This is a genomic window from Pseudoalteromonas sp. NZS71, from assembly GCF_015864715.1.
Classification (GTDB): Bacteria; Pseudomonadota; Gammaproteobacteria; order Enterobacterales; family Alteromonadaceae; genus Pseudoalteromonas; species Pseudoalteromonas arctica.
On sequence record NZ_JADYWS010000002.1, the window covers coordinates 1 to 24,362 of the forward strand.

Below are 24,362 nucleotides of genomic sequence, written 5' to 3' on the forward strand. Positions count from 1 at the left end.
CTGTGGTTTGTGTGGTAACAACCATTTGATCATGAATTGAGCTTCAACTCAATTTCTTAAGATCTTACCTATGACATGGATGTAGGTAAGGGGCGTGAGCAGGACGCGGAAGCTTTGCTCGGTTTTTACTTATTCTTACATGGATGTAAGCCAGTAGAATAACGCAGGAGCAGTTATCGAGCCCACTAGGTTACAAACCTCGCGCCGCGATTAAATAGCCCCTAGATTGAACGAATTTTAATCCTGAAAGGTCAACAGGTCCAATAACTGAGACATTATTTATATGCATTCAATAAAGTTAGTATCTGAAGAATTAACACCATCAAAAGTGGTCTGTGTTGGTCGAAACTATACCGCACACATTGCAGAGCTAAATAACGAAACGCCAGATCAAATGGTGTTATTTAACAAACCAAATAGCGCGATTACTAATACGTTATTTGCGGCTCATAACGGCGATACGCTGCATTATGAAACCGAGCTATGTTTTGTAGTTAAAAATAAAAAATTTGTGGGGGTTGGACTCGGCCTTGATTTAACTAAGCGCACGGTACAAAGTAAGTTAAAAAATAAAGGGCTTCCATGGGAGCGCGCTAAGGCGTTCGACGGCTCTGTAATTTTAACTGATTTTGTAGCGCTAACTGATGCAATGAAGCACTTTACCTTTGAACTTAAAATTAATAATAAAGTAGCTCAGCGAGGTGATACTCATTTTATGCTGCATAACCCGGACTCAATTTTACAAGAAATTAGTGAATTTATGAGCTTAGAAGATGGTGATGTAGTAATGACAGGCACACCTTCGGGCGTGGGCGAGGTAACGCCTAAAAGTATTTTTGCTGTTGCACTTTATGCTAATGATCAGTGTTTACTTGAGCATCAGTGGCAAGTAAGTAAAAATTAATAACTTGCTGTTGGTAGTGTTTATCAAAGTCGGCAAAGGTAGTTTTAAGCCAATTATGCTGACTTTGTTGATACTCAGGCGATTGTAGTACATTATTTTTTAGCGCGCGGTTAATTTTTTTAAGCGCTTGCTGTGCAAAATTATTAGGTGCGTTAGCCGCACAACCTATTGCTCCTCGTATAAATTGAACATCATTTTCTTCTATTGGTACACTTTCTATATTCGTATACTCCCCTTGTTTATTAAAGTAATCGGCCATAAACGGGTAATCAATTGAGTAGTCTAAAAAGCCATGACTCAAGCGTGCTATAACAGCCTGACTTTCATTTTCGCTACTCCAACTTAACGATGACTCTTTATCTCGTTTTGTATTTTCAATAATTGTATTAATTTTAGTTGTAAATTTACGTGCAGCAGCTTGCCCGTATACGTATTGCGGGTCGGTTAATAAATTAATAAGGTGAATGGGCGAGCCGTGCTTTTCTTCTAATTTGGGCTTTAGCTCTTTAGTCGTGATAATTGAAAATGGGGGATATACCGTTGTTGGATTTGAGTAGTTAAGTAGTTGGTTATTATGTTTTTTATAAATAACACACGGGAAGCATACGTTTTTTCCTTCACTTAAATATTTATTTATACGCTGCTGAGGGACAATTAAGCGGGTATGTTTTACATCTGTTATGGTTCTAATGAGTTGCTCGGTTAGGTTGTCGCAAATACCGCCTTGTGGTGCACTTTCGCTTTTAGCTATATGAAAAGGGGGCGTGTAACTTTGCAGCCAAACAATTTCTTCTAGAGGCTGTACTTTTTTCTCAACGGCATGCGCGTTAAATACAATTAATAGGCAAAATGCATAGTATCCGTTTCTCAGCATTGATAAGTGTTCGTTGAATTAAGAAAACTTAATTAAAGTATAGTGTTGGTTGTAGTAGGGTCAAATATTTTAGTTAAAAGCAGCCTTGTTCAAGGCTGCTTTTAACTGGTACATGCTTAATAAGGCATAGGATAGTTTTTAAATATAGTGTTAATCTCACTAAGAATTTCGTCGCTTAACGTGATGTTAAATGCATCAATATCTTCTTTCAATTGGGCTATGCTTGTTGCACCAATAATTGAAGAGGTTACGCCATCTACTTGGTTACACCATGCGAGTGCTAGTTGTGCTGGAGTAATATTGTTTGCATGAGCCAGCTCAACATACTGCTTAGTTGCTTGCTCTGCATTGGGTGTATCTCTAAAGATACCGTTACGCTGCATGAAGGTCCAACGAGAACCTTCAGGGCGAGCACCGTTTAGGTATTTACCCGTTAATAAACCGGCTGCTAAAGGCGACCACGGTAAGTAGGCAATATCTTCGTGTACACATTGTTCTATTAAATACGGCCAGTCTTTAGCGTGCGCTAAGCTAAACTCATTTTGAATAGATACCATACGCGGTAAGTTATGCTCTTTGGCCAAACTTAAAAACTGGCTTATACCCCATGGCGTATCGTCAGATAAACCGCAGTGTTTAATTTTACCTGCTTTAACACATTCATTAAGGCCTTCTAGAATATCAAGCATACTAGCTTGTTGCTCTTGTGTATTTACGTCGGTAAATTTAAGAGTGCCGGGCCATTGTCTGCCAAAGTGCGGGGTAGAGCGGTTTGGCCAATGCAGCTGATATAAATCAATGTAGTCGGTTTTAAGGCGCTTAAGTGAATCGTCTACGGCTTCTATTACTGTTTGGCGCGTAATATTGCCACCATCACGTACCCACGATAATCCATTGCCTGCAATTTTTGTAGCAAGTACCACATCGCTGCGCTTTTGCTGATTACGCGATAGCCAATTGCCAATAATTTCCTCAGTTTTACCATAGGTCTCTGGAGAGGGCGGTACTGCATACATTTCGGCTGTATCAATAAAGTTTACGCCTTGCTCTAACGCGTAGGCTATTTGTTCATCAGCATCGCTTTGAGTATTTTGTTTACCCCAAGTCATACTGCCTAAACATACTCTTGAAACGTTAATACCACTGCTGCCAAGTGGGCTGTATTGCATGAGAATTCCTTATTGCTCGTCTTGAGAGTAGCTAACTAACGCCGATAAAAGAGGCTCTGCAATGAGGGCTTTTTGGCCTGTTTCAAAATCAAACATAACCACTTTTGAAGTGCCTGTTGTTGTTATAGCGTTTTGTGCGTGACTAAATACGGTGTAATTCATAACAAATCGGTCTGTTTTTATATCAGAAATAGTAACACCGACTGTAAGCGTATCTGGGAATGTAACTGGGCGTTTATAACGAATGTTATTTTCGCTTATTACCGGGCCCACGCCATTAGGGCTTATTGTATCGAACAGATTTATTTTATTTAAGAAGTCGATTCGGGCTATTTCAAAGTAACGTAAATACACTACATTATTTACGTGTTGTAGTGCATCCATATCAGCCCACGCTACGGTGATGTCGGTATGGATAGGGTGCTGATCTTTAAACGTTTGCATTATTTATTGGCCCTTAATTTTAAAGTACTTAGATTATCAACATGGGGTTACGAGCTCAAGGTAATTAATGGCATGTTTTTTTATAAGATGATTGTACCTATTTAATTTTAGGTCTACAGTTAAATTACACAGACAAACATAAAAACACACAAAGGTAAAAATATGCAGAATATAATTAATTGGTCCTTAGCTTGTTTGGTTTTTATAGCCTCTTTTACCTGTTACGCAATGGGTAACGAATCAGGCGCTATTATTTTAATGTTAGCGGGTTTTTTTTTCGAGGTTATGTTTTGGTTGCGCGGTTATAAAGAGCAAGAAGGCAATAAGCGCTTTTTTTAATCGCTAACTAGGGCCTGTTGACCTTTCAGGATTAAAATTTGTTCAATCTAGGGGCTATTTAATCGCGGCGCGAGGTTTGTGACCTAGTGGGCTAAGTAAAAACCGAGCAACAAAGAGTAAATTGCCCCTAGGCAGAACCCTTCGGGCAGCGTATGTTTGGCATTTGTGCTACGTTATCGCCTATTTATGGGGAATAACCACACTACATAGGCTCTGCCTTGCCTAAATACCAAACATACTGCTGCAAATTCAACCTCGAAAGATAAACAGGCCCTAGGCTTGCTTATCACATTTGATTCTATAATAATGACTGTATAAATAACCAGTTATTGTTGTGGTGATGAAGAAGTTTATTCACATAGACATGGATTGCTTTTATGCAGCAGTAGAAATGCGAGATAATCCAAAACTTGCATGTGTACCGCTTGCTATTGGAGGCAATAGCCGACGAGGCGTGCTCTCAACCGCTAACTACATAGCTAGAGAATATGGCGTACGATCGGCTATGTCGAACTATCATGCTAAACAATTATGCCCCGATTTAGTTATTGTCCCTGGGCGCATGGCTGTATACAAAGAAGCTTCAAATCAAATACGTGAAGTATTTAGCCGCTACACAGACTTAGTTGAGCCTCTTTCTTTAGACGAAGCCTACCTAGATGTAACAGACAGCACCGCATGTAAAGGCAGTGCCACACTTATTGCACAGCAAATAAGAGCCGATATTTACAATGCTACAGGGCTCACTGCATCAGCAGGTATTGCACCGATTAAATTTATTGCCAAAATAGCCAGCGACGAAAAAAAACCGAATGGTCAATTTGTCGTTTTGCCTGATGAGGTCGATGACTTTTTAGCGCAATTACCGCTGGGGAAAATTCCAGGAGTGGGCAAAGTAACGCTCGAAAAGCTAAATTTAAAAGGCTTATATACCGGCAAGGATGTACGTGAAAAAGGCGTTAACTGGATGCAGCAACATGTGGGTAATTTTGGTGTGTCGCTTTATCAAAAATGTGCAGGTGAATATGTTGGTAAAGTATCAACAGATCGCATCAGAAAGTCGCTGAGTGTTGAGCATACCTACGAATACAATAAAACAAGTTTGCAAGAGTGCTTAGATGAGCTGCCAAAATTGTTAGACGAATTAGTTTTAAGGCTAAATAAACAGCAATTACAAAACCGTACTAATAAGCTGAGTGTTAAAGTGAAGTTTGCAAATTTTGTAGTAACCTCAGCCGATCAGGCATACCACGAGCTAAACACAGAAATATTTATTCAACTCCTTACTAAGGCTTATCAACGAGGGCTACAACAACCTGTAAGATTACTTGGCATAGGCGTTGGCATTAGAAGCGAGCCAGAACAAAACTTCCAACTGAGTATTCTCGATTAAGCTGTAAAGCCTGTAACCCCAAGTTGCCATTTATTGGCAAGTTGTATAATTAGCTCATCTCACCTTGCTGGTCTTCAATATTTAAATCGACGATAATAGGGGCTTATGTTTTCTAACAGGACTTTATTTATGGCATACCCTCAAGCGGTTAGTGCAAGCCTTGAATGCACATCTCATGATGCGCTTATTATTATTAGTGATGACTTTTCTCTATTACCAAATAACTCATTACGTGATGCTATTTTAGACCAAGCAAAAGTTGATTCTCGTATTGGTAAACAAGTTACTTTATTAGTGATTGAAAACAAACGCGTTGTACTTGCGCCAACGGGTCCGTTAAATAGAGATTACGACGACGTGCGTCGTTATTTTGATGCTGCTAAATTAGCAATTAACGAAGCAAAAGCGTCGGGTAGTGTTAACCCTGCATTATTTTTACCAAATTTAAATGGCGATAGCCGTTATCTGCATGCTTTAGAAGTTGCTTATTTAGGCGCTTGCCAAGCCTTATGGCAGCCATTAGAAGCGCGTGAATATCACGGTGAAAGTATTGAACCTATTACTCAAATTGGTTTAGTTGGCGCAAGCGAGCAAACAATCAAAGCTGTTAATGCAATTGCTGCAGGCCAATATGCCGCGCGTGACTTGTGTGGCACCGAACCTGAGCGTATGGCTCCACCACGTTTTGCTGATTACTGCGTTGATTTATTTAAAGGCTCAAGCATTGCAGTTGACGTAATTGATGATATTGCAGCTATTGATAAAAACTACCCAATGCTAAGCACTGTTGCTCGTGCATCGTATGCAGTTGAGCGCCATCACCCACGTGTTGTTAAGCTTGAATATGTACCAGAGGGCGAAATTACTCGCACACTTATGTTTGTAGGTAAGGGTCTTGTATACGATACAGGCGGCGCCGATTTAAAAGTTGGCGGGCACATGGCAGGCATGAGTCGCGATAAAGGCGGCGCTGCTTCTGTTGCGGGCTTTATGAAAGCCGTTGCGGATTATCAGCCTAAAGGCGTTAAAGTGGTATCGTACTTAGCTGTTGTTCGTAACTCTATTGGCTCGGATTGTTTTGTGCCAGATGAAATTATTACTAGCCGTGAAGGTGTTCGTGTACGTATTGGTAATACCGATGCAGAAGGGCGTTTAGCAATGGGCGACCTGCTTAGCGAAATGAAAGATTTAGCTAAAGGCGAAATAAACCCAACGTTATTTACTGTTGCTACATTAACGGGTCACGCGGCACGTGCAATGGGTCCTTACGGTGCGTATGTTGAAAATGGTCCAGCTCGTAGCGCTGGTATTTCACGTCAAATAGCTGACCTTGGAGATTTGTGGGCAGATGGCGCTGAAGTATCGCGTTCTCGCCGTGAAGATTACGACTTTATTAAACCACGCACGCTAGCTGACGATGTACTCTCGAGCAATAACGCAGCATCTGCTGTTACTGCGCGTGGACATCAGTTCCCTATGGCGTTTATGGCTATTGTTGGTGGGCTTGATAAGCACGGTAACGACTCTGCACAACCTTTGCCTTATGTGCATATGGACATTGCAGGAAGCGGTGTTGAAGGCGGTGATTGGCAGCATGGCAAGCCAACAGCTGCATCAGTAACGAGCTTATTTGCACGTTACTGTTTGTAAGCTAAAAACCTACATGTAATAAAAAAGCCCTGTTAATTCAGGGCTTTTGCATTTTACGATAATTATATGGGTTAGGGTTAATCTAATTTAAAACGATTAACTACGCTCGAAAGCTCTTGGCTACTTTGTTTAAGATTATCACTGGCATCGGTAAGCTGTTTAGTATTATTTAATGATTGCTCAGTTGATTGAGATAGCTCATTAATACGCAAATTAACCTCGTCGGCAGCTTGAGTTTGTTGCTCTGTGGCGCGTGCTATTTGGCTGTTCATTTCGGTAATAATTGAAACAAGTCGTTCTATTTCATTAAGTGAAGTATTGGCTGATGACGCCTGCTCTACAGTAGAAACTGAAAGTGCTTGGCTTGATTTAACTGCTTCTACTGCTGCTTTTGCACCTTCTTGTAGTTTAGTGATCATGGTTTGAATTTCGTCAGTACTTTGCCCTGTACGACTGGCCAATGTTCTTACTTCATCAGCAACAACAGCAAATCCTCGACCATGCTCTCCTGCGCGAGCAGCTTCAATGGCAGCGTTTAATGCCAATAAGTTTGTTTGCTCCGAGATGCTTCTTATTACATCAAGTACAGAGCCTATATTATGGCTCTCGTTGGCTAAATCTTCTGTTACACGGCTGACTGTTTCAATGTTGCTTGAGAGTGTTTCTATTGCTGTAATTGTTTGCGCAACCACATTTTTACCCGTTGATGCATTTTGTGCTGCATCCTTAGCTGCTTGCTCTGCGGCTTCAGCGTTACGGCTCACATCGTGTATTTGGTGAGTCATTTGCTCCATGGCAGCTGCAACTTGGGTTGAACTATCGTTTTGAAGCTCAATAAATGAGTGGCTTGTTCTACTTGAGTCGTCAACTGTATGCGCATGTTCGCTTACATCGTTTGCACTTTGTGCTACATGAACAAGTGACTCTCGCATTTTTAGAGCAAATAAATTAAATGAACGTGATAGTTCAGATATTTCATCATTACCGGATTCATTTAATTTACGGGTTAAATCGCCTTCGCCTTGTGAAATGTCTTTCATCATATCGGCTGCTAAGCGAGTCGGTATTAAAATACTCTTACCTATAAAGTAACTAAGTAAAATAACAGCAATAATCATAATTATTGCACTGATGACTATAAGGTTACGTTGCTCGCTAAATGCTTCTTCAATTGAATCAAGGTAAACACCCGAGCCAATAATCCACTGCCATTGATTAAAACCTTTAACAAATGCGATTTTTTCAACCGGTTTATCTTTACCTGGTTTTGGCCATTTATAAGGGATAAATCCCTCGCCAGAGCGTTTAACTATATTTACCATATCAACAAACAATGCTTTGCCGTCAGGGTCCTTGTTATTAGTTAAATCTTTTCCATCAAGCGCAGGTTTTATAGGATGCATAACCATTGTTGGCTGGTAGTTGTTAATCCAAAAGTAATTGGTTTTGTCGTAGCGTAGTGCTCTTATTGCATTAAGTGCTTGCGATTGAGCTTGTTGTTGAGTAAGTGAATTACTTTGCTCAAGGTCATAAAAGTGCTCGATTATACTGTACGCAGTTTCTACTACATTTTGTGTTTTTGTGTATTGCTCGTCTTTTAGCGAGCTATATTGATGAGTTAGGCTCGATATACTAAGTACTATTAGTCCAAATATAACTATGGCTATTAACAGTGAAAAACGCTGGGATATACTAAAACTTCGTAGATTAGGCATACATTTATCCTCAAAAAGTGTGCGCTTTAGCGCATAGAATAAGCGTAGCTAAAAAAAGAGTTTAATCTAGGCTTAACGTCCATTAATGCAAAAAAAAGGCTGATTTATCAATCAGCCTTTAGTCTGTTATTACTTTACTTGCTTATTTAACATCAAAATGACGATTAAAGAAGTTTGTAATTGTTTGATGTAAGTGTGTTTGCACTTGTTTACCACGTAGGCTGTGCTTAGAGCCTGGGTAGGTCATCATTTCAAACTGTTTTTCGTTATCTTGCAGTTGTTTAAACAATTTAGTTGAATGCGTAAACAGCACGTTGTCGTCAGCCATTCCATGGTAAATCATTAATGGGCCTTTTAAGCCATCAGCATATGGAAATACTGCGCTGTCTTCATACCCTTTAGCATTCGTATCAGGGTGACCTAAATAACGCTCTGTGTAATGCGTATCGTATAGAGCCCAATCGGTTACAGGAGCACCCGATACGCCGGCTTGAAAGTAATCGCCTGCTTTAAACATAGTCATAAGTGCCATGTAGCCGCCGTAGCTGTGGCCATAAACACCGATGCGTTGTGGGTCTACGTAATCAAGTGTACGTAAAAACTCTACGCCTTTAATTTGATCGGCAACTTCAACCACGCCTAGGTTTTTATAAATAGCATCTTCAAACTTTTTACCACGGTTGTACGAACCACGGTTATCCAGTTGAAAAATTACGTAACCTTGTTGCGCCATGTACTGAAAGTACAAGTTTTTACTGCGCCAGCTATTCGTCACTCGTTGAGCATGCGGGCCGCCGTATACGTTAACAATAACAGGGTGCTTTTTGCCATCAGTAATGTTGCTAGGCTTAAATAAACGGTAATGCATAACTTGGCCATCTTCGGCTTTAATTGTGCCGTATTCTGGTTTTGTTAAGTCGCTTAAATAAGGAGTAAGCGGATGGTTACTATCAAGCTTATTTTCTTCAAGCCATGTAATAAATTCGCCGTTTACTTTACGAAGCGCTGCTGAGTTTGGTTTATTATCAGACGAGCTATTATCGATAAAGGTTTTGCTGTCTTTTGCTAGCACAACATTATGGTACTGACCTTTTTCGGTGATACGTTTGGCATCGCCCTTTTTAAATAAAGGCGCGCTGTATAAATGGCTTTCAAGCGGTGTATCTTTTCGGCCGGCAAAGTAAACAATGCCTTTTTTCTCATCAATACCTTTTAAGCTATCAACAGCCCAATCACCAGAGGTGATTTGACGTACAAGTTGACCGTTTGTGCGATACAGATATAAGTGTTTAAAACCGTCGCGCTCAGATGCCCATACAAAATGTTTTTTGTCTTTTAAAAACTCAAGATCAAAATGTAGGTTAATCCACGTTTCGCTGTTTTCGGTTAATGCTACTTTTTGGACTTTAGTTTCGCTGTTATAAAAACGAAGCTCTAATTTATGTTGCGAGCGATTTTGCCATTGGTAAGACAGTGTATTGCCGTCTTTTAGCCACTTAGCACGCGCGATATAAATGTCTTCATCTTTACCTAAATCAATCCAATCTACTTTTTGGTCATTTAGTTTAACCACACCGAGTTGAATTTTTACGTTATCGGTACCTGTAAACGGGTAGCGTTGATTAAATAATTTAACTTCATCAGCGTAAATTTCGTTACGGATAGCTTCTTTTACTGGGGTTTCGTCAACGCGGGTATAGGCAATTTTAGTTTCATCACCTGACCACCAGTAACCCGTCATGCGGCTCATTTCTTCTTGAGCTACAAATTCGGCCATGCCGTTTTTAATTACGCCGCCGCCATCTTTACTAAGCTGAATCTCTTTACCTGATTCAAGCTCTAAAGCGAATAGGTTTTGCTCTCGAATAAACGATACGTAGTTACCTTTAGGTGAAAAGCGTGCATCGGTTTCAAATGTTTCAGTGTCGGTTAGTTTTTTACTTTTAGCAGAGGCTAAATCGTAATAGTAAAGGTCGCCGTTAAGTGGGAATAAAAGTGCTTTACCGTCTTTAGACCATTTGTATTCTAATATGCCTTTACCAAAAATACGTTGGCGTTCGCGGCGTGCTTTTTCTTCATCAGATAGGTTTTCTGGGCCTGAAAATAACTTTGCCGAATCAACTAGCACACGGTTGGTGTTATCTTTTAGATTGTATTCCCATAAATCGTAACGGTTGTAGTCATCGCTTTTGCCTTGTAAATAAGTTACACGGCTGCCATCAGGCGAAAATTTAAGTTGTACAGGTGATTTACCTGAAAGGCTCGGATCGTCAAAAATACGCTCCAACGATAAAGGTTTTGCTTGAACACTAATAGCGCCAACCATTAATGGAAGGGCTAGTGAGAGGTGTTTTATTTTTTTTAGCACAAGGTTGCCTTAGCTTATTATAAATATTGCTTTGATGGTAAAGCCAAGCGTGTGCAACTGCAACTAAATGCTATAAAGTGGCGATTATTAAAGACAAAGTAGGACATAACAATGACTAACCCTGAATTTAAACTAGCGCCAGAACTTAAACGCGACTGTATAGAGCTTGCCGATTGGCCACTGTGTAAAGTACTTTTATTGAACGACAGCCAATATCCGTGGTTTGTATTAGTGCCTAGGCAGGCTAACTTAAAAGAGATAATTGATTTATCTGAGGATGATCAAATTGTGTATTTAAAAGAGTCAGCCAAGCTAAGTAAATTATTAATGGATGTGTTTAGCCCTGATAAGTTAAACATAGCGGCTTTGGGTAATATGGTGCCGCAATTACATATTCACCATATTGCACGCTTTACTACTGATGCTGCATGGCCTGCGCCAATTTGGGGTAAGTATCCAGTTGTGCCGTATACAGATGTACAAATTACAGAGTTAAAAAAAGCGCTGCAGTTTTAAGCTGCAACGCTTTTTTAGGGTTTAGCTAAGTTTAACTAAAATTACTTAAGCCCTAGTACTTCTTTACCTTGCTTAAACGTTACATCTACAGGGATATTTGCTTTACTTAGTTTTTCTAAGTCTTCAGCAAGTTCTTCTTTTATATCGCCATGCGTTGCAATTAGTTGATCTACTTTTTCGTAATCGCCATCACCTTGTAAGGTTAAAATTAAGCGAGAAAGCTTGGCCATTGCAATGCTCATTTTTTCCATATTAACGCGGTACAGGCCTTCTTCATTTTTAGAAAAAGCGCCTTCTTGAGCAAAAAAGTTAAAGCGGATCATATTTGCTTTACCATGCGCACTTGATGCTCCAAAACGAACTGAGCGGAATATACCCGCCATGAAGGTCGTGTAATAATCTTCAATAGTTCCTTCTGTAATTTCGCCCTTTTTAAGTAATTGCTCAATCATGTACAGGCCTAAAATGTCGGCTTTACCTTCTTCAAGCGCACTTGCGTGTTCTTGTAATGATTGACGAACAGTACCTTTACCTGTGATTGTATTTTTAATACCTAAACCGTGAGCGACTTCATGGAACATCGTATTGGCAAAAAATGCATCAAAAGTAATGTGTTTACGCTGCTCAGGTACAATTAACTGCTCTGAAATTGGCACTAAAATTTTATCAAACTTAGCACGCATCGCATTTTTAAGTTGCAGGCGACGAGTTCCTTTTTCTAGCTGTACTTGCTCATCGTTTGGCAAGTTAATCGCTATTGTTTTACTACCCGCGTTTGAATGCCCAGCGTAGTAAACAACATCATATGCATTTAGGTCGGCGTCAGAGCCTGGTACTTCTTGTTTGTACTTAGCATCAACGGGTAAGCCTTTTTGAAGCTCTGGTAAAAATGCGGCAAACTTAGCTAAGCGTTCGCTCCATTTTAAATCTTTAATAAGTACGTAAGATTCATAAGCTGCGCGGTAACCAAATAATTGATCTTCATAAGTCTCAATTGGACCAATAACCACATCTACTGGGTTGTTTTTCATGTCCATCCAAGCAAAGTCAGATACTTGGAAGTCATCCTTTTGTAGAGCATCAGCACGCAAGTTTAGATAGTTAGCAAACTCTTTATCGTCAGCAAGTTTGCTAGCTTGACGTAAAAGGTCAGCGGCTTTTGCAAGCTCATTAGCGTATTCTTTTGAATATGGCACGCTGTAAAGCTTACCTTGCTCATCACGCTTAATTACAGAGTAAAGGCCTGTTTTGTCCTCAACATCTGCATTGTTTAACTCTTCTTTGGTTATATCAGCAGGGTAAAACTGTGCGCCAAGAGGTTTTTCTTTATAGCTGGATAAAAATGCTTCATCGCCATTTAAACGATCCCATGGACCGTAGTTAATATCGGCAAATTTACGTACTTTGTCGTCGTTTAGTTTTGCTAAAAAAGCGTCTTTATTTTCGCCAAAAGATTGTTTCCAAAATAACTCGTCCATTATTTTTGAAGCATCAATAAGCTTTGCAACCATTGCTCGTTGGTTATCGCTTAAGTGCGATAAATCACTTTGTAGGCTAAAGTCGGTGTAAATATCTAAACGTTGGTTATTTGCATTAATAAGCTCAGGGCCTGATTGTGCACTGCTTTTTTGAGCAAGCTCTGTGGCTGTGTTGTCGGTAGAAGACGGCGCTTGTTCAGAACATGCACTAAGAAAAACGACACCAGAGAGCATAATTGCTTGGCTAATTTTATTTAAGATCATTATATTACCTGTTAAAAAGTAAGTTTAATAATTTGTACTGCTTTAGTTAAAAAACTAAATATGTACAAACGCTTCCTTAATTGTGAGTGCATTAAAGCAAAACTAAATAGTAAATAGCAAGTATTTGGCGTTGTAAGGCAAGCATGAGCGATAAAGCATTATAAATAAAAATAAACTTCTATAATTTTCTTAACTTTATCGGTAAGTTAGACAATACTAATTATATTACTAATGCGAAAATTAACTGCCTGAGTTTGCAGTTACTTTACAGGCTGAACACAAAAGGACGGCAGCTTTATGTCTACAGAAAACGCTTTATTAACGATTCTAGTCGATAGAATAAATAACGATACGTTGGTTTTACCAACGCTACCTGAAGTAGCGATTAAGGTTCGCCAAGCTGCAGATAACCCTGATGTGAATTTAATGCAAATGTCAGATGTAATCTCACAAGATCCAGCGCTTTCAGCTCGAATGATAAAAGTAGCTAATAGTGCGATTATGGGACGTTCTGTAAAAGTATCTAATTTACAACAAGCAGTGACTCGCATTGGGTTGCGCCAAATTAAAAATATTGCAACAGCTATGGCTATGGAGCAATTATTTGTATCAAACAATGAGCTGATTAAAGGCTACATGGGCAAGGCTTGGCAAAAAACATTAACCGTTGCTAGCCATTCAATAACACTCATGGAGTTTTACTTAAAAAACAATAAACACACTTCATTAAATCGTGATTCAATTACATTAGCTGCGCTTGTTTACAATATTGGTGTATTACCAATTTTAACAGAAGCTGAGCGCCACCCTGAAGTGTTTGCCAACCCAAGCTTTTTAGCGCACGCAATTCAAAAGCTGAGTGGGAAAATTGGCTCGTCGATTATGCAAGCGTGGGAATTTCCTAAAGAGTTTGTTGATGTAGCTCTAAGCTGGGCAGATCCAAGTTACAAACCTGATAAAGTTAGTTACGTAGACTTTATTCGAGTAGGCGCTATTTTAGAGGGAACATTACAGGTTTCTGATAAGTCAGCAGCGCTGCAAACGTACATAGATAAAGGTGTAATACCGTCTATGCAATTATTCACAAGTGATGAATACAACGATATGCTAAAAGATGTGAAAAACATGTTTAGCTAAACATGTTTTATTACACAAATAAAAAGGGTTAACTTGCGTTAACCCTTTTTATTTATTTATCGATAGTATTTTCTGTTTTGGTTTTTTCGTACCGTTTTATTCCTGCTACCCATGTTTGCAGTACGTTTGTTTTGTAGATCTCGTCAACAGGTACTTTAAAGTAGTCTTTATCAATTAAAATAAAGTCGGCCCATTTACCTTTTTCTAAACTACCCACCTTAAATTCTTGATGAGCTGAATAAGCGCCACCGAGAGTAAATGCACGTAATGCATCTTCGCGGCTTAGTACTTCACTTGCGCGCCAGCCGTTTTCAGGTAGTTTGTTATGATCCATGCGTGTAATGGCTGAATACAAACCATCAAATGGATTTGCAAGCTCTACCGGGTAATCAGAGCCTGCTGCAACAACCGATCCTTGCTTTAAAAATGTTTGCCAAGCGTAGGCACCGGTTAATTGTTTTTCAGTTAAGCGTTGCTCTGCCATATGCATATCAGAAGTGGCATGTACTGGCTGCATTGAAGGGATTATTTTTAACGCTTTAAAGCGAGGGATATCCTCAGGCGTTACAATTTGTGCGTGCTCTATTCGGTTACGTAGTAATATACCGCCCGTTTTTTTAAACACATTTTGATAAGCATCAAGTACTACTTTATTTGCTTTATCGCCAATTGCGTGGGTATTTGCGCTAAAGCCGCTTTTAAAGCTTTGTGTAAAGAGCGCTTCGAGTTTTTCTTGTGTTTCAAGCATTAAACCATGGTGACCAGGTCTGTCTGCGTATTCTTCAATCAGAGCAGCTCCGCGAGAGCCCAGTGCGCCATCGGCGTAAACTTTAACACTGCGAATTTCCATAAAGTCATTTTTGTCGTGGTATCGGCCTGCCTTTAACATTGCGCCTAAATCAGGGCTTGCACCACTTAACATTGCCACAATACGTAGCGGTAAATTACCAAGGTCGCCGCGCTCTTTGTAAAGCTCCCATGTGGCTTTATCAATACCTGCATCGTGAGTAGAGGTAATGCCTAAACTTAATAAATGCTTACCTGCTGCATCTAGTGAGTCACTTATATCTTGCTTTGAAGGGGCTGGCATATGCTGGGTAATTAGCGATTCTGCTTTATCTACAAAAATACCTGTAGGATTGCCAAATTCGTCTTTAATTATTTCACCGCCTTCAGGCGCTTTTGTTTGGGCGTTAATACCAGCAAGTTCGAGCGCTTTTGAATTAACCCAAATGGCGTGACTATCAACCCGCGAAAGAACCACAGGTCGATCGCTCACTACTTTGTCTAAATCTTTAGCCGTAGGAAAGCGTGTATCGGCCCAAAGCTCTTGGTTCCAACCACGCCCTATAATCCAACCTTGTTTGTTATCGGCAAATACTTTTAGTTTATTTGTTACTTCATCAACCGATGTTGCGCCGCGTACGTCAAGTTGCGATAAATTGTCGCCAAGGCCAATAACGTGCCCATGAGCATCAATTAAGCCAGGTAATAAGGTATTACCGTGCGCGTCAATTAGCTTGGCATCTGGGTAGCTATCTTTAAGTGTTTCGCTACCGAGCTTAACTACTTTGCCATTTTTAATAACGAGGGTAGAAAACTGCTGTACTTCACCTTTGTATAAAGGGGTATAACCATTGGCGTTATAAATTACTTTTGTTTGTGCGAGAGTGTAGCTAGAACTAGCGCAAAGGCTGGCTAGTATGAGTGGTTTGATTATTTTTTTGAGTAGCATAGTTACTTAATTTTTATTGTTAATTTACTTACATTAACAAACTTGATTTTATAATACCAATGAATTGATAGACCTCATTTTAATGTTTTTCTCTATATTAACTGTTTAAAAAATAGGTAATTGATGTGATTGTTTAGTATGTAAAACAATCAATAAAGCATAAGGAAACGCTATGAAAGCCCTCTATTTATTACTCCCATTAACTTCATTACTTGCGGCATGTGGATCGACACCTACTGCAGATAAAAGTGTAGAAAAGCTAAACCATACTGATGTATCAAATGCTGAAATACGCGATTATATAGATTTATCAAGTGTTGAACTGCGCGACAGGGTGAAAGACTATTGGAATATTTCCACAAGAACAGAACCACGATATCCAATAGCTGCTGCAAAAAAAGGTCTTGCAGGTTGTGTAGAACTCATGACTATTATTAATTCTGAGGGTAAGGCGCAAGGATATAAAGTAATTTCTTCATATCCTAAAGGGTTATTTGATGAAGCCGCAGCTCAATCTTTAAATACATGGGCCTGGCTGCCTACTAACGTAAATGTAGCTAAACAACCTGTACTTACGCATATCAGAATTGATTTCATGATTGATTCAATACCAGTAGGTAAAAAATATTTAAAAAATTGTCCGGCTGGCGAAACATTTCAAGTAACAGGAAAAACTAAAAAAATCTCCTACTGATGAAACATTTCAAGTAAAGAGAAAATTACAAGGTTTGAAAAAAGTACTTATTTACCTCACTTTAAAATTACTTTCGGTGTGTGTAATATTTTAGCTCGAACCTTTATAAAATTAGATGGGTATTAATACTAATATTTATAAATAACTAAATAAGCATCAAGAATAAGGGAATGCTATGAAAGCTCTCTATTTATCACTCCCCTTGAGCATGATACTGACAGCCTGTAGCTCAACGTCTGATAAACAAGTAAGCGATGAAATGCTGAGTATTATTGATTTATCGAGTCCTGAACTGCGAAGTAAGGCAGGTGAGTATTGGGATGTTGTTAAAAGAGTAGAGCCGCGATATCCGATAGAAGCTGCAAAAAGAAGTATTTCAGGTTGTGTTGAGCTTGCTACGTTAATTAATTCACAAGGTGAAGCCCAAGGGTATAAGGTTATCTCGTCTTACCCTGAGGGTGTGTTTGATAATAATGCGGCAGCTGCTGTGGGTTTATGGCGCTGGAAAGCGACAACTGAAAATACGAGTAAGCAATCTATTCTAACTTATCTCAAAATGGATTTTATGGTGAGCCCAAAACCTACTGATGCAGAGTATTTGGCGCATTGTTCTAAAGATAAAGCCTGAACGTAATTAATAGATATAAATATAATAAGCTAGGTGCTTGTTTACCTAGCTATAAAACTACTTACTTGCATATAAGCCATATTCATTTAATGCTAATTTACCGTCTTTGTCACTGTCGTAGCTTGAAAACCGTGACCACAAAGCCGGGTCTATAGCGGTTTCTGAACGTGATAAAAAACCGTCTTTATTCCTATCTAGCTTTTTAAATTGCTTTGCAATGTCGTTACTTGCGGCAAAACTAAATGCGCTAAAAATACTAAACGCCAGCAGCGTTATATAGCTAATACTTTTCATACAAATCACTTAGTAAAGGTTGTTAGTTAGATAACTTTTAAATTCGACTAGCGAAATTTGGTTATCTTGGTTTTTGTCCCATTTTACAAAGGTGTTTAAAAGTTGTGGTTGGGGATCAAGTTCGTCGTGTGTTAAATAGCCACTTTTGTCGCTATCTAGGTGATCAAAGCGTTGCTTTACATCAAGTGCCGCGGCATCAAAACTTAATAGCATTAAAATGCTTATAACAAGGGAAAGTATCTTCATGGTTTTCCTTCCAAAAGATGTATTAAAAGTTCGTGGCTAAAATAAAGTAAAAAGGAAAAAAGCACTTGCCGTAATTTAACTCCCAACATTAAATCCTTTTACACACTCCCTCAGGGATTATGGCAAATGCTTTTAAATTCAGTTTACTTGTAACAAGCTTAAGTAAAGCTTAATCAGTAATTACTCATTAAGGCTTAAAGCTTTCAAATTCTTTTTTTGAGACTTTTTCATCACCGTCTTCATCTAAGTCGGCAAATTGTCTCATTACTTCTTTGTCTTCCTTTGCTTCTACAATTGATATTTGTCCATCCATATCTTTATCTAAATGGGCAAAGCGCACGTTTGTTGGCGATGCAATTACGGTGGCACTAATTGCTAAAAACATTAATGAAAAAGCGGCTATAAGTTGTTTCATAATCACGTTCCTTATTAAATGAGTTTATTGAATAAATTTTTTGAATTCATCTAGCGACAATTGCCCATCTTGATTAGTATCAATTTGTAAAAAATTTTCGTGTAGAACGGCATCTTCACCTGCTTCGGCTTCACTTAATGTGCCGTTACTGTCTTTATCAAGCTCGTTAAAAGTCGCGTGAACGTCCATTGCGTGTGCGTTAGCGCCTAAAAAGCCTAAAGCTAGTAATGATGAAATTACTAAAATGCGTTTGTTCATAATTATTTCCTTATTGATTAAAGTTATTACTGCTAATACAAAAATGATGCCAAAAATAATTGTTGTTAATTTTCAATTGTTTATATTTTTAACTTGAAAGGGGTGGGAAGTTTTTACGGGGTTTAATGTAATTTTTGTATGCCTTTTGCAACACTATATAGTGAGATTAAAGGTAGGGTTTAAAAATCAATGGTTTACGTTGTCTCTATTTGGCGACACATTGTTTTTGTAGCGCTGGCTGTTAATCGTATTAAATATAATTGCTGGTTCAGCTAGTGTATAAGGTAAGCACTTAATAATAGAACGCTTAACTTAAAAGGACTAAACGAAATGCCAGCAACCATAGCTAAAAAATACCATGCAATGCTTAACTGGCGGCCTAATTTAATTGGGCAATTTGCAATGAGTATGCTGCTTTCGTTACTCCCGCTTTCTATAGTGGTGATTGTATTTTTAAATGCGCTTAACAAGCAGTTAGCAGTGACTCAAAGTATCGTGAGTAACAACTACCAAGTTACCAAATCGTTTAATATCCTAAAACAAGAACTCAACAGCCTTGAGCGCGCCACTAGGCAAAACTGGGTATTAAAAAGCGAATCGTTAGATAAGCTCATTGTCGATAAATGGCAATCATCCCTGCAAAGTGTTGATGAACTTAAATTTGTAAACACGGATAAAGATTATACCCACCAATGGCAACGCTTATATGTCACCTTACAAACAGCGCATGTAGAGCTTGTTGAGCAAAAACAACAGCAAGCGGAGCTATTTGTGCCAGTGAGCGATTTAGTTGCTGAGCTTACTTTATGGTTACGTGATAAAAATGAAGCGCAAATTACCAATAACCAAAATGAGCTTACAAGCCTACAAACTTCATTTATAAACTGGCTGGTGGCACTTATTCCGCTTACTTTAATTGTTGGTGGTGGTTTTTTATGGCGTATAAGTGGGCGATTAAAAGGGTTAACTACGGTTATTGATAAGCTAGGGCAGGGACATTGGCAGCAAAAAATATCTGTGAAAGGCTCCGCTGAGCTAGTTGAGCTAGGAGAAAAACTCCAATGGGTGCAAGAGCAGCTTCATATGCTTGAGCAGCAAAAAGATACCTTTTTACGCCATGTTACCCATGAGCTAAAAACGCCGCTTGCTTCAATGGTCGAAGGCACTGATTTACTAACTGATGAAATAGTAGGCCCAATTACTGCTGAGCAAAAAGCAGTGCTTGAGCTTATTAGCCAATCTATGGTGCGCCTTCGTACAATGATTGACAGCCTGCTGAGTTATAATGCAATTCGCACCAGTAAAGACAGCCTAAGCGAAGTTGAGTTTAGCTATCTTATTAATAAAATTAATAGCCATTTTGAACATCGCTTAAGTGCGCGTCAGCAAGCTCTGCAATGGCAAAATAACTTACCTAATAAAGAGCTTGCTTTACCTAGTGAGCTTATTGAGATGATTTTAATTCAGCTTATTTCAAATGGCTTAAAATTTTCACAAGATAAGCAAAGCGTTACTATTAATTTAGCACTTGAGCAAAACCAACTTTGCATTGCTGTGCTTGATAAAGGGTGTGGTATTAAAGAGCAAGAAAAAACTCAAATTTTCAGCGCATTTTATCAAGGTAAACACAGTAAAAATGTTACGCTGCAAGGCAGTGGGCTAGGCTTAACTATTGTGAAAGAATCTGTTGAACAGCTAAGAGGTACACTTACTGTTGAGCATAACGAGCCGCATGGTTGCCGGTTTTCAATTAAAATTCCCATAACAAAAAATCTAGGAGTTAATTAACATGCGCTTGCGTTTAATCGCTATTTTATGTGTGCTCAGTAGCAGCATGGTTATATCAGGTTGTGCAATTACTAATGGGCAAGAAGAGCGTGTGTCAATTACACCTGCACCTGTGGTCGATACCAAAATAACAAACGACAAAAACAGTAAACCTAGTCCAAAACCCAGACCAAAAATTGAACCAAGCTATCCGCCTGCAGAGCAAGTTATTGCATGGCACGCTAATCAGTGTGGCGGATTTAAATTGGTGCCAAAAAAAGATATTTTTACAGGTGAAAACGATCTTAAACGTTTTTTTAAATTTATGTGCTTAAACATAAATGATGATCCAAATACGGTAATGACTAAGTTGCTAAAACTCGATCTTGCTTACTTTTGGCCAGATGATATAAAGCAATATTTATGGCTTCAAAAGCAGCAAGTGACTATGCAAATAAATGCTAAAAAAGAGCAGCAAGCACTTAACAATAAAATGCAAGAAACCCTCTCATCGTTAGCAACGATTGAGCAGCAGCTTTTACTACGAGAAGAAACTAAGGAGCAGTAACTATGGCAGCAACTAAAGTGCAAGGTGCAAAAGTATTACTCGTTGACGACGACGCTAGCTTATTAAAACTGCTTGCTATTCGTATCAAATCAAAAGGATACGAAGTAACGACCTGTGAAAGCGGCTTAACCGCACTACAAACACTTAAAAGCCAAGTGTTTGACGCCGTAATAACCGACCTACGTATGGATGAAATGGATGGCATGGCACTGCATCGTCAGTTGCAAAGCCGCTACCCTGCATTACCTGTCATTATGATGACAGCGCATGGTTCAATTCCTGATGCCGTAGAGGCAACTAAGCAGGGCATTTTTGCATTTATAACTAAACCTGTAGATAAAGATGAGCTATTTGACAGCCTTGCTAAAGCGATAGAAATACATGGTGTTAATGCAGATGAAGCAGCACCTAAAAGTAATATAGTTACGCGCAGTGGTGCAATGCTGCACTTGTTAGAGCAAGTAAAACTACTTGGGCCAACGCAAGTTAATGTATTGATTTCGGGGGCTAGTGGTACAGGTAAAGAGCTACTCGCACAGGCGATTCATCAGCATAGTCATGTAAGCGGTGGTCCTTTCGTTGCAATTAACTGTGGCGCTGTACCAGGGGAGCTTTTAGAGTCTGAATTATTTGGTCATAAAAAAGGCTCTTTTACGGGCGCAATTAAAGATCACCAAGGCTTGTTTCAACAAGCTGAGGGCGGCACGCTATTTTTAGACGAGATAGGCGATATGCCACTTAACTTGCAGGTTAAGTTACTGCGCGTATTACAAGAAAAAACAATTCGCCCCGTAGGCTTTCAAGAAGAAATAGCAATTGATGTACGTATTGTATCGGCAACACATAAAAATCTTCCTGAAGCTATTTTAAACCAGCAATTTAGAGAAGATTTATACTATCGCTTAAACGTAGTTAATTTAAAATTACCGCCACTGTGTGAGCGCCGCGAAGATATAAGCTTATTAGCACAGCACTTTAGTGCAAGCATTGCTAAGCGCATGAAGCAAACTGAAAAACACTTTGCAAGCGATGCTATGCATGCGCTTGTGCGTTACGACTGGCCAGGTAATATCCGCCAACTACAAAACGTAGTAGAGCAGGTTGTAGCATTAACGCCAAGCGATGTTATTTCAGAGCACTTAGTGTTAGCTGCGCTAAATAGTAACGAAACAAACGTAGAGCCATTATCACTAAACGACGCTAAAAAAGAGTTTGAGCGCGACTATGTAATTAACACTTTAAAAATGGCAGGTGGTAACGTAGCCGAAGGCGCTAAGCTTGCCAAGCGCAACCGCTCAGATTTTTATAAGTTGATTAAAAAGCATAATATTGATGTTGATAATTTAGGTTAAGGAAAAGCATGCAGTTATTTATGGTGTATTTAGGTGGCCGGATTCAAGGTTGCCACATTGAAATGCATGATATTCGTTTTATTGTAGGGCAAAACATCGAGCAAACTTATACAAAGTTAAAAAGCCAGTGGGTAGGCGACAGAAGTAGTGTTCACATGGATAGCTACATGGCAATTAATCATATTGATGGCTTTAAAGTAGAAGTAGTCGATAGCTATGTGGAGCAAAATAAACAACTCTATTTTGTAAATTTAGGCGCTTACAGAAGTGATTCTATGGCTGAGCAACACGACTTTGCACTGTATGTTGCAAGCAGTAGTCATGAAGCTAAAGAGCGAGCTAAAAACGATTTACTCGCAGGGCTTAGCCATATTCATAAAGATGATTTACATGATGTAGACGATTGCTTTGCCATTGATTTACTCGACAGCCAGCTAAACATTAAGCTCACGCCCAGCGGTATATCGCAGCCGATAAAGCCAGACTGGTTTGGCTATCACATACTTTAAATTATAATAAGTAGCTAAAACTGAGTAGGATTAAGAGTCCTGCTCGTTTTGTTCATCCTTTTCGCTTTTAGCCGCCATTTTAAACGCCACAATAACCAATCCAAACATAGCAAACGGCAGTGCTGCTAACATGTATTCAACCACATTACTGTCTTGAAAATTTGCTTGCAGTAAAAAGTGACCCGCCACACACATTAAAATAACCACTAATAAAATGGGTAGTAACATAAGTTCTTTTTTTGATGAATGGTTTTTCATTAATTGTGAGGCTATAGCTGAAAATAATGCGCCATTGTAATGAGCTTACTTAAGCTTGGCAAACACCGCAGAATTTTTTAATTAATGTTATGATTAACGTCAAACAATTTTATTAATGTTTATGGGAATAAAGTGAAAAGTAACTTAAAAAAAGTTTACCTCGTTGGTGGTGCAGTGCGCGACAAACTGCTAAATATAAAATCTAAAGATAACGATTATGTAGTGATTGGTGAAACACCAAAAACGATGGAATCGCTCGGTTTTGTACCAATAGGTAGCGACTTTCCGGTTTACTTGCACCCAAAAACAAAAGAAGAATATGCACTTGGGCGCACAGAGCGTAAAAGCGGCAAAGGCTATACTGGCTTTGTGGTTGATGCCAGCCCAACAGTGACGCTAGAAGAAGATTTAGCAAGGCGTGATTTAACCATAAATTCAATGGCGCTTGATGAACACGGTAATATTATTGACCCGTTTAATGGCCAAACTGACTTACAAAATAAAACACTGCGCCACACCACGGAGGCATTTGTAGAAGACCCTGTTCGAGTACTGCGTATTGCCCGTTTTTTAGCGCGCTATGGCAGTGATTGGCGTATTCACCCAAGTACGTATGCATTAATGCGCGAGCTTAAAAATAAAGGTGAGCTAAATCATTTAGTACCTGAGCGCGTGTGGCTTGAAACTGAAAAAGCACTGGGTGAAAAGCACCCTGAGCTTTATTTTGAAGCACTGCAAGGCTTAGGTATTTTCCCAGAGCTTGAGTGCATGGTTAATGTACCGCAACCGGCAAACCATCATCCTGAAGGTGATGTATTTGTACATACTATGCTGGTACTTAGGCGTGCAGCCGATTTAAATTTTAATTTAGAAACACGTTTTGCTGCACTAACCCATGATTTTGGAAAAGCGCTTAGTTTTAAAAAATATGGAAACCTACGTGGGCACGAAGGCGAAGGTGTTGCAGTTATTGAGGCGTTTTGTGAGCGCTTAAAAGTGCCTAACCGTTTTCGCGATGTTGGTGTACTCACCAGTGATAATCACACCCTTTGCCACACGATTGATCAGTTAAGGCCGCAAACCATTCACAAGCTAATAGTGACTAACCTAAATGCGTTGGTACACCCAGAACGTTTTATAGCGTTTACCCAAGCATGCCAATGCGATGCACAAGGGCGTGGTGAAACACTGGTCGATAAGCCATACCCGCAAGCAGCTAAGCTGCGAGCAATTCATACTGAACTGCAAAAAATGGATAAGAAACAAGTAGTGCAAGATGCACTTAAAAATGGCAAAAAAGGCCCTGAAATAGGCGAAGAAGTAAAACTTGCAGAAATAAACTGCATTAAAGCATTTTTAGAACATGAGAAGTCCCAAGCGTAATAAA

Annotated in this window: 24 protein-coding genes; 12 read left to right on the forward strand and 12 right to left on the reverse strand. The window is 39.2% G+C overall.

Features of this window, described 5'->3' with window-relative positions; all coding sequences use genetic code 11:
- Positions 1-283 precede the first annotated feature (283 nt).
- A complete protein-coding gene (locus I6E85_RS01080; protein ID WP_197236471.1) occupies positions 284-904 on the forward strand; it encodes a fumarylacetoacetate hydrolase family protein in 621 nt (206 codons plus the stop codon).
- Here I6E85_RS01080 and I6E85_RS01085 read toward each other — a convergent pair.
- The 3 genes from I6E85_RS01085 to I6E85_RS01095 form a co-directional block, all read right to left on the reverse strand.
- Positions 855-1,778, reverse strand: a complete 924-nt coding sequence (locus I6E85_RS01085) for an ABC transporter substrate-binding protein (RefSeq protein WP_101163415.1) — start codon at positions 1,776-1,778, stop codon at positions 855-857. The genes I6E85_RS01080 and I6E85_RS01085 overlap by 50 nt on opposite strands.
- A gap of 116 nt (positions 1,779-1,894) precedes the next feature.
- Positions 1,895-2,947: an aldo/keto reductase gene (locus I6E85_RS01090; protein WP_101163416.1), complete on the reverse strand. Its 1,053-nt coding sequence runs from the start codon at positions 2,945-2,947 to the stop codon at positions 1,895-1,897.
- A 9-nt stretch (positions 2,948-2,956) separates the two neighbouring features.
- Positions 2,957-3,391: a thioesterase family protein gene (locus I6E85_RS01095; RefSeq protein ID WP_010553137.1), complete on the reverse strand. Its 435-nt coding sequence runs from the start codon at positions 3,389-3,391 to the stop codon at positions 2,957-2,959.
- Positions 3,392-4,070: 679 nt separating this feature from the next.
- Here I6E85_RS01095 and dinB point away from each other — a divergent pair.
- Both dinB and I6E85_RS01105 read left to right on the forward strand, forming a co-directional pair.
- A complete protein-coding gene (gene dinB / locus I6E85_RS01100; RefSeq protein ID WP_197236472.1) occupies positions 4,071-5,123 on the forward strand; it encodes a DNA polymerase IV in 1,053 nt (350 codons plus the stop codon).
- Positions 5,124-5,252: 129 nt separating this feature from the next.
- Positions 5,253-6,773, forward strand: a complete 1,521-nt coding sequence (locus I6E85_RS01105) for a leucyl aminopeptidase family protein (RefSeq protein WP_197236473.1) — start codon at positions 5,253-5,255, stop codon at positions 6,771-6,773.
- A gap of 77 nt (positions 6,774-6,850) precedes the next feature.
- On the opposite strand, the gene I6E85_RS01110 is transcribed toward I6E85_RS01105, so the two are convergent.
- Together I6E85_RS01110 and I6E85_RS01115 are read right to left on the reverse strand one after the other, a co-directional pair.
- Positions 6,851-8,488 (reverse strand): methyl-accepting chemotaxis protein, encoded by a 1,638-nt coding sequence (locus I6E85_RS01110; protein ID WP_197236474.1) that lies wholly within the window; start codon positions 8,486-8,488, stop codon positions 6,851-6,853.
- A gap of 142 nt (positions 8,489-8,630) precedes the next feature.
- Positions 8,631-10,856 (reverse strand): S9 family peptidase, encoded by a 2,226-nt coding sequence (locus tag I6E85_RS01115; RefSeq protein WP_169059786.1) that lies wholly within the window; start codon positions 10,854-10,856, stop codon positions 8,631-8,633.
- A gap of 111 nt (positions 10,857-10,967) precedes the next feature.
- Between I6E85_RS01115 and I6E85_RS01120 the strand changes: the two genes are divergently transcribed.
- Positions 10,968-11,372: an HIT domain-containing protein gene (locus tag I6E85_RS01120; protein ID WP_101217522.1), complete on the forward strand. Its 405-nt coding sequence runs from the start codon at positions 10,968-10,970 to the stop codon at positions 11,370-11,372.
- A 41-nt stretch (positions 11,373-11,413) separates the two neighbouring features.
- Here the strand turns inward: I6E85_RS01120 and I6E85_RS01125 are convergent, their stop codons facing one another.
- Complete coding sequence (locus I6E85_RS01125) at positions 11,414-13,114, reverse strand: Zn-dependent hydrolase (RefSeq protein ID WP_165721083.1); 1,701 nt, start codon at positions 13,112-13,114, stop codon at positions 11,414-11,416.
- Between the two features lie 297 nt (positions 13,115-13,411).
- On the opposite strand from I6E85_RS01125, the gene I6E85_RS01130 reads away from it, so the two are divergent.
- Entirely contained in the window at positions 13,412-14,251 is an 840-nt protein-coding gene (locus I6E85_RS01130) for an HDOD domain-containing protein (protein WP_024590070.1), read from the forward strand.
- Positions 14,252-14,303: 52 nt separating this feature from the next.
- On the opposite strand, the gene I6E85_RS01135 is transcribed toward I6E85_RS01130, so the two are convergent.
- Entirely contained in the window at positions 14,304-15,986 is a 1,683-nt protein-coding gene (locus I6E85_RS01135; RefSeq protein WP_197236475.1) for an amidohydrolase, read from the reverse strand.
- A 172-nt stretch (positions 15,987-16,158) separates the two neighbouring features.
- Between I6E85_RS01135 and I6E85_RS01140 the strand changes: the two genes are divergently transcribed.
- Together I6E85_RS01140 and I6E85_RS01145 are read left to right on the forward strand one after the other, a co-directional pair.
- Positions 16,159-16,680 (forward strand): energy transducer TonB, encoded by a 522-nt coding sequence (locus I6E85_RS01140; RefSeq protein ID WP_197236476.1) that lies wholly within the window; start codon positions 16,159-16,161, stop codon positions 16,678-16,680.
- A gap of 175 nt (positions 16,681-16,855) precedes the next feature.
- Entirely contained in the window at positions 16,856-17,308 is a 453-nt protein-coding gene (locus tag I6E85_RS01145; RefSeq protein ID WP_197236477.1) for an energy transducer TonB, read from the forward strand.
- A 57-nt stretch (positions 17,309-17,365) separates the two neighbouring features.
- Here I6E85_RS01145 and I6E85_RS01150 read toward each other — a convergent pair whose 3' ends face one another.
- The 4 genes from I6E85_RS01150 to I6E85_RS01165 all read right to left on the reverse strand — a co-directional run bounded on the left by I6E85_RS01150 (position 17,366) and on the right by I6E85_RS01165 (position 18,521).
- Positions 17,366-17,602: a calcium-binding protein gene (locus tag I6E85_RS01150; protein WP_007581557.1), complete on the reverse strand. Its 237-nt coding sequence runs from the start codon at positions 17,600-17,602 to the stop codon at positions 17,366-17,368.
- Between the two features lie 9 nt (positions 17,603-17,611).
- A complete protein-coding gene (locus I6E85_RS01155; RefSeq protein WP_007581558.1) occupies positions 17,612-17,848 on the reverse strand; it encodes a hypothetical protein in 237 nt (78 codons plus the stop codon).
- A 187-nt stretch (positions 17,849-18,035) separates the two neighbouring features.
- The gene (locus I6E85_RS01160) at positions 18,036-18,263 is read right to left on the reverse strand and encodes a hypothetical protein (RefSeq protein WP_007581559.1); all 228 of its coding nucleotides are present in this window, start codon (positions 18,261-18,263) and stop codon (positions 18,036-18,038) included.
- 24 nt (positions 18,264-18,287) lie between these two features.
- Positions 18,288-18,521 carry a cag pathogenicity island protein Cag25 gene (locus I6E85_RS01165; RefSeq protein ID WP_007581561.1) on the reverse strand — a complete coding sequence of 78 codons (234 nt, stop codon included), beginning with the start codon at positions 18,519-18,521 and terminating at the stop codon, positions 18,288-18,290.
- A 330-nt stretch (positions 18,522-18,851) separates the two neighbouring features.
- Between I6E85_RS01165 and I6E85_RS01170 the strand changes: the two genes are divergently transcribed.
- The 4 genes from I6E85_RS01170 to I6E85_RS01185 are packed head-to-tail and all read left to right on the forward strand — an operon-like array spanning position 18,852 to position 22,717.
- Positions 18,852-20,309: a sensor histidine kinase KdpD gene (locus I6E85_RS01170; RefSeq protein ID WP_024590066.1), complete on the forward strand. Its 1,458-nt coding sequence runs from the start codon at positions 18,852-18,854 to the stop codon at positions 20,307-20,309.
- A gap of 1 nt (position 20,310) precedes the next feature.
- A complete protein-coding gene (locus I6E85_RS01175) occupies positions 20,311-20,856 on the forward strand; it encodes a hypothetical protein (protein ID WP_024590065.1) in 546 nt (181 codons plus the stop codon).
- Between the two features lie 2 nt (positions 20,857-20,858).
- Positions 20,859-22,208 (forward strand): sigma 54-interacting transcriptional regulator, encoded by a 1,350-nt coding sequence (locus I6E85_RS01180; protein WP_024590064.1) that lies wholly within the window; start codon positions 20,859-20,861, stop codon positions 22,206-22,208.
- An 8-nt stretch (positions 22,209-22,216) separates the two neighbouring features.
- Complete coding sequence (locus tag I6E85_RS01185) at positions 22,217-22,717, forward strand: DUF1543 domain-containing protein (protein WP_197236478.1); 501 nt, start codon at positions 22,217-22,219, stop codon at positions 22,715-22,717.
- 30 nt (positions 22,718-22,747) lie between these two features.
- Here the strand turns inward: I6E85_RS01185 and I6E85_RS01190 are convergent, their stop codons facing one another.
- Positions 22,748-22,975: a hypothetical protein gene (locus tag I6E85_RS01190; protein ID WP_007581571.1), complete on the reverse strand. Its 228-nt coding sequence runs from the start codon at positions 22,973-22,975 to the stop codon at positions 22,748-22,750.
- Positions 22,976-23,107: 132 nt separating this feature from the next.
- Here I6E85_RS01190 and I6E85_RS01195 point away from each other — a divergent pair, with 132 nt between their 5' ends.
- Positions 23,108-24,358: a multifunctional CCA addition/repair protein gene (locus I6E85_RS01195; RefSeq protein ID WP_197236479.1), complete on the forward strand. Its 1,251-nt coding sequence runs from the start codon at positions 23,108-23,110 to the stop codon at positions 24,356-24,358.
- Positions 24,359-24,362 lie beyond the last annotated feature (4 nt).

Coding starts and splice junctions, on each gene's coding strand:
- I6E85_RS01080 (WP_197236471.1), top strand. CDS start 284: ATGCATTCAATAAAGTTAGTATCTGAAGAATTAACACCATCAAAAGTG.
- I6E85_RS01085 (WP_101163415.1), bottom strand. CDS start 1,778: ATGCTGAGAAACGGATACTATGCATTTTGCCTATTAATTGTATTTAAC.
- I6E85_RS01090 (WP_101163416.1), bottom strand. CDS start 2,947: ATGCAATACAGCCCACTTGGCAGCAGTGGTATTAACGTTTCAAGAGTA.
- I6E85_RS01095 (WP_010553137.1), bottom strand. CDS start 3,391: ATGCAAACGTTTAAAGATCAGCACCCTATCCATACCGACATCACCGTA.
- dinB (WP_197236472.1), top strand. CDS start 4,071: ATGAAGAAGTTTATTCACATAGACATGGATTGCTTTTATGCAGCAGTA.
- I6E85_RS01105 (WP_197236473.1), top strand. CDS start 5,253: ATGGCATACCCTCAAGCGGTTAGTGCAAGCCTTGAATGCACATCTCAT.
- I6E85_RS01110 (WP_197236474.1), bottom strand. CDS start 8,488: ATGCCTAATCTACGAAGTTTTAGTATATCCCAGCGTTTTTCACTGTTA.
- I6E85_RS01120 (WP_101217522.1), top strand. CDS start 10,968: ATGACTAACCCTGAATTTAAACTAGCGCCAGAACTTAAACGCGACTGT.
- I6E85_RS01125 (WP_165721083.1), bottom strand. CDS start 13,114: ATGATCTTAAATAAAATTAGCCAAGCAATTATGCTCTCTGGTGTCGTT.
- I6E85_RS01130 (WP_024590070.1), top strand. CDS start 13,412: ATGTCTACAGAAAACGCTTTATTAACGATTCTAGTCGATAGAATAAAT.
- I6E85_RS01135 (WP_197236475.1), bottom strand. CDS start 15,986: ATGCTACTCAAAAAAATAATCAAACCACTCATACTAGCCAGCCTTTGC.
- I6E85_RS01140 (WP_197236476.1), top strand. CDS start 16,159: ATGAAAGCCCTCTATTTATTACTCCCATTAACTTCATTACTTGCGGCA.
- I6E85_RS01145 (WP_197236477.1), top strand. CDS start 16,856: ATGAAAGCTCTCTATTTATCACTCCCCTTGAGCATGATACTGACAGCC.
- I6E85_RS01150 (WP_007581557.1), bottom strand. CDS start 17,602: ATGAAAAGTATTAGCTATATAACGCTGCTGGCGTTTAGTATTTTTAGC.
- I6E85_RS01155 (WP_007581558.1), bottom strand. CDS start 17,848: ATGAAGATACTTTCCCTTGTTATAAGCATTTTAATGCTATTAAGTTTT.
- I6E85_RS01160 (WP_007581559.1), bottom strand. CDS start 18,263: ATGAAACAACTTATAGCCGCTTTTTCATTAATGTTTTTAGCAATTAGT.
- I6E85_RS01165 (WP_007581561.1), bottom strand. CDS start 18,521: ATGAACAAACGCATTTTAGTAATTTCATCATTACTAGCTTTAGGCTTT.
- I6E85_RS01170 (WP_024590066.1), top strand. CDS start 18,852: ATGCCAGCAACCATAGCTAAAAAATACCATGCAATGCTTAACTGGCGG.
- I6E85_RS01175 (WP_024590065.1), top strand. CDS start 20,311: ATGCGCTTGCGTTTAATCGCTATTTTATGTGTGCTCAGTAGCAGCATG.
- I6E85_RS01180 (WP_024590064.1), top strand. CDS start 20,859: ATGGCAGCAACTAAAGTGCAAGGTGCAAAAGTATTACTCGTTGACGAC.
- I6E85_RS01185 (WP_197236478.1), top strand. CDS start 22,217: ATGCAGTTATTTATGGTGTATTTAGGTGGCCGGATTCAAGGTTGCCAC.
- I6E85_RS01190 (WP_007581571.1), bottom strand. CDS start 22,975: ATGAAAAACCATTCATCAAAAAAAGAACTTATGTTACTACCCATTTTA.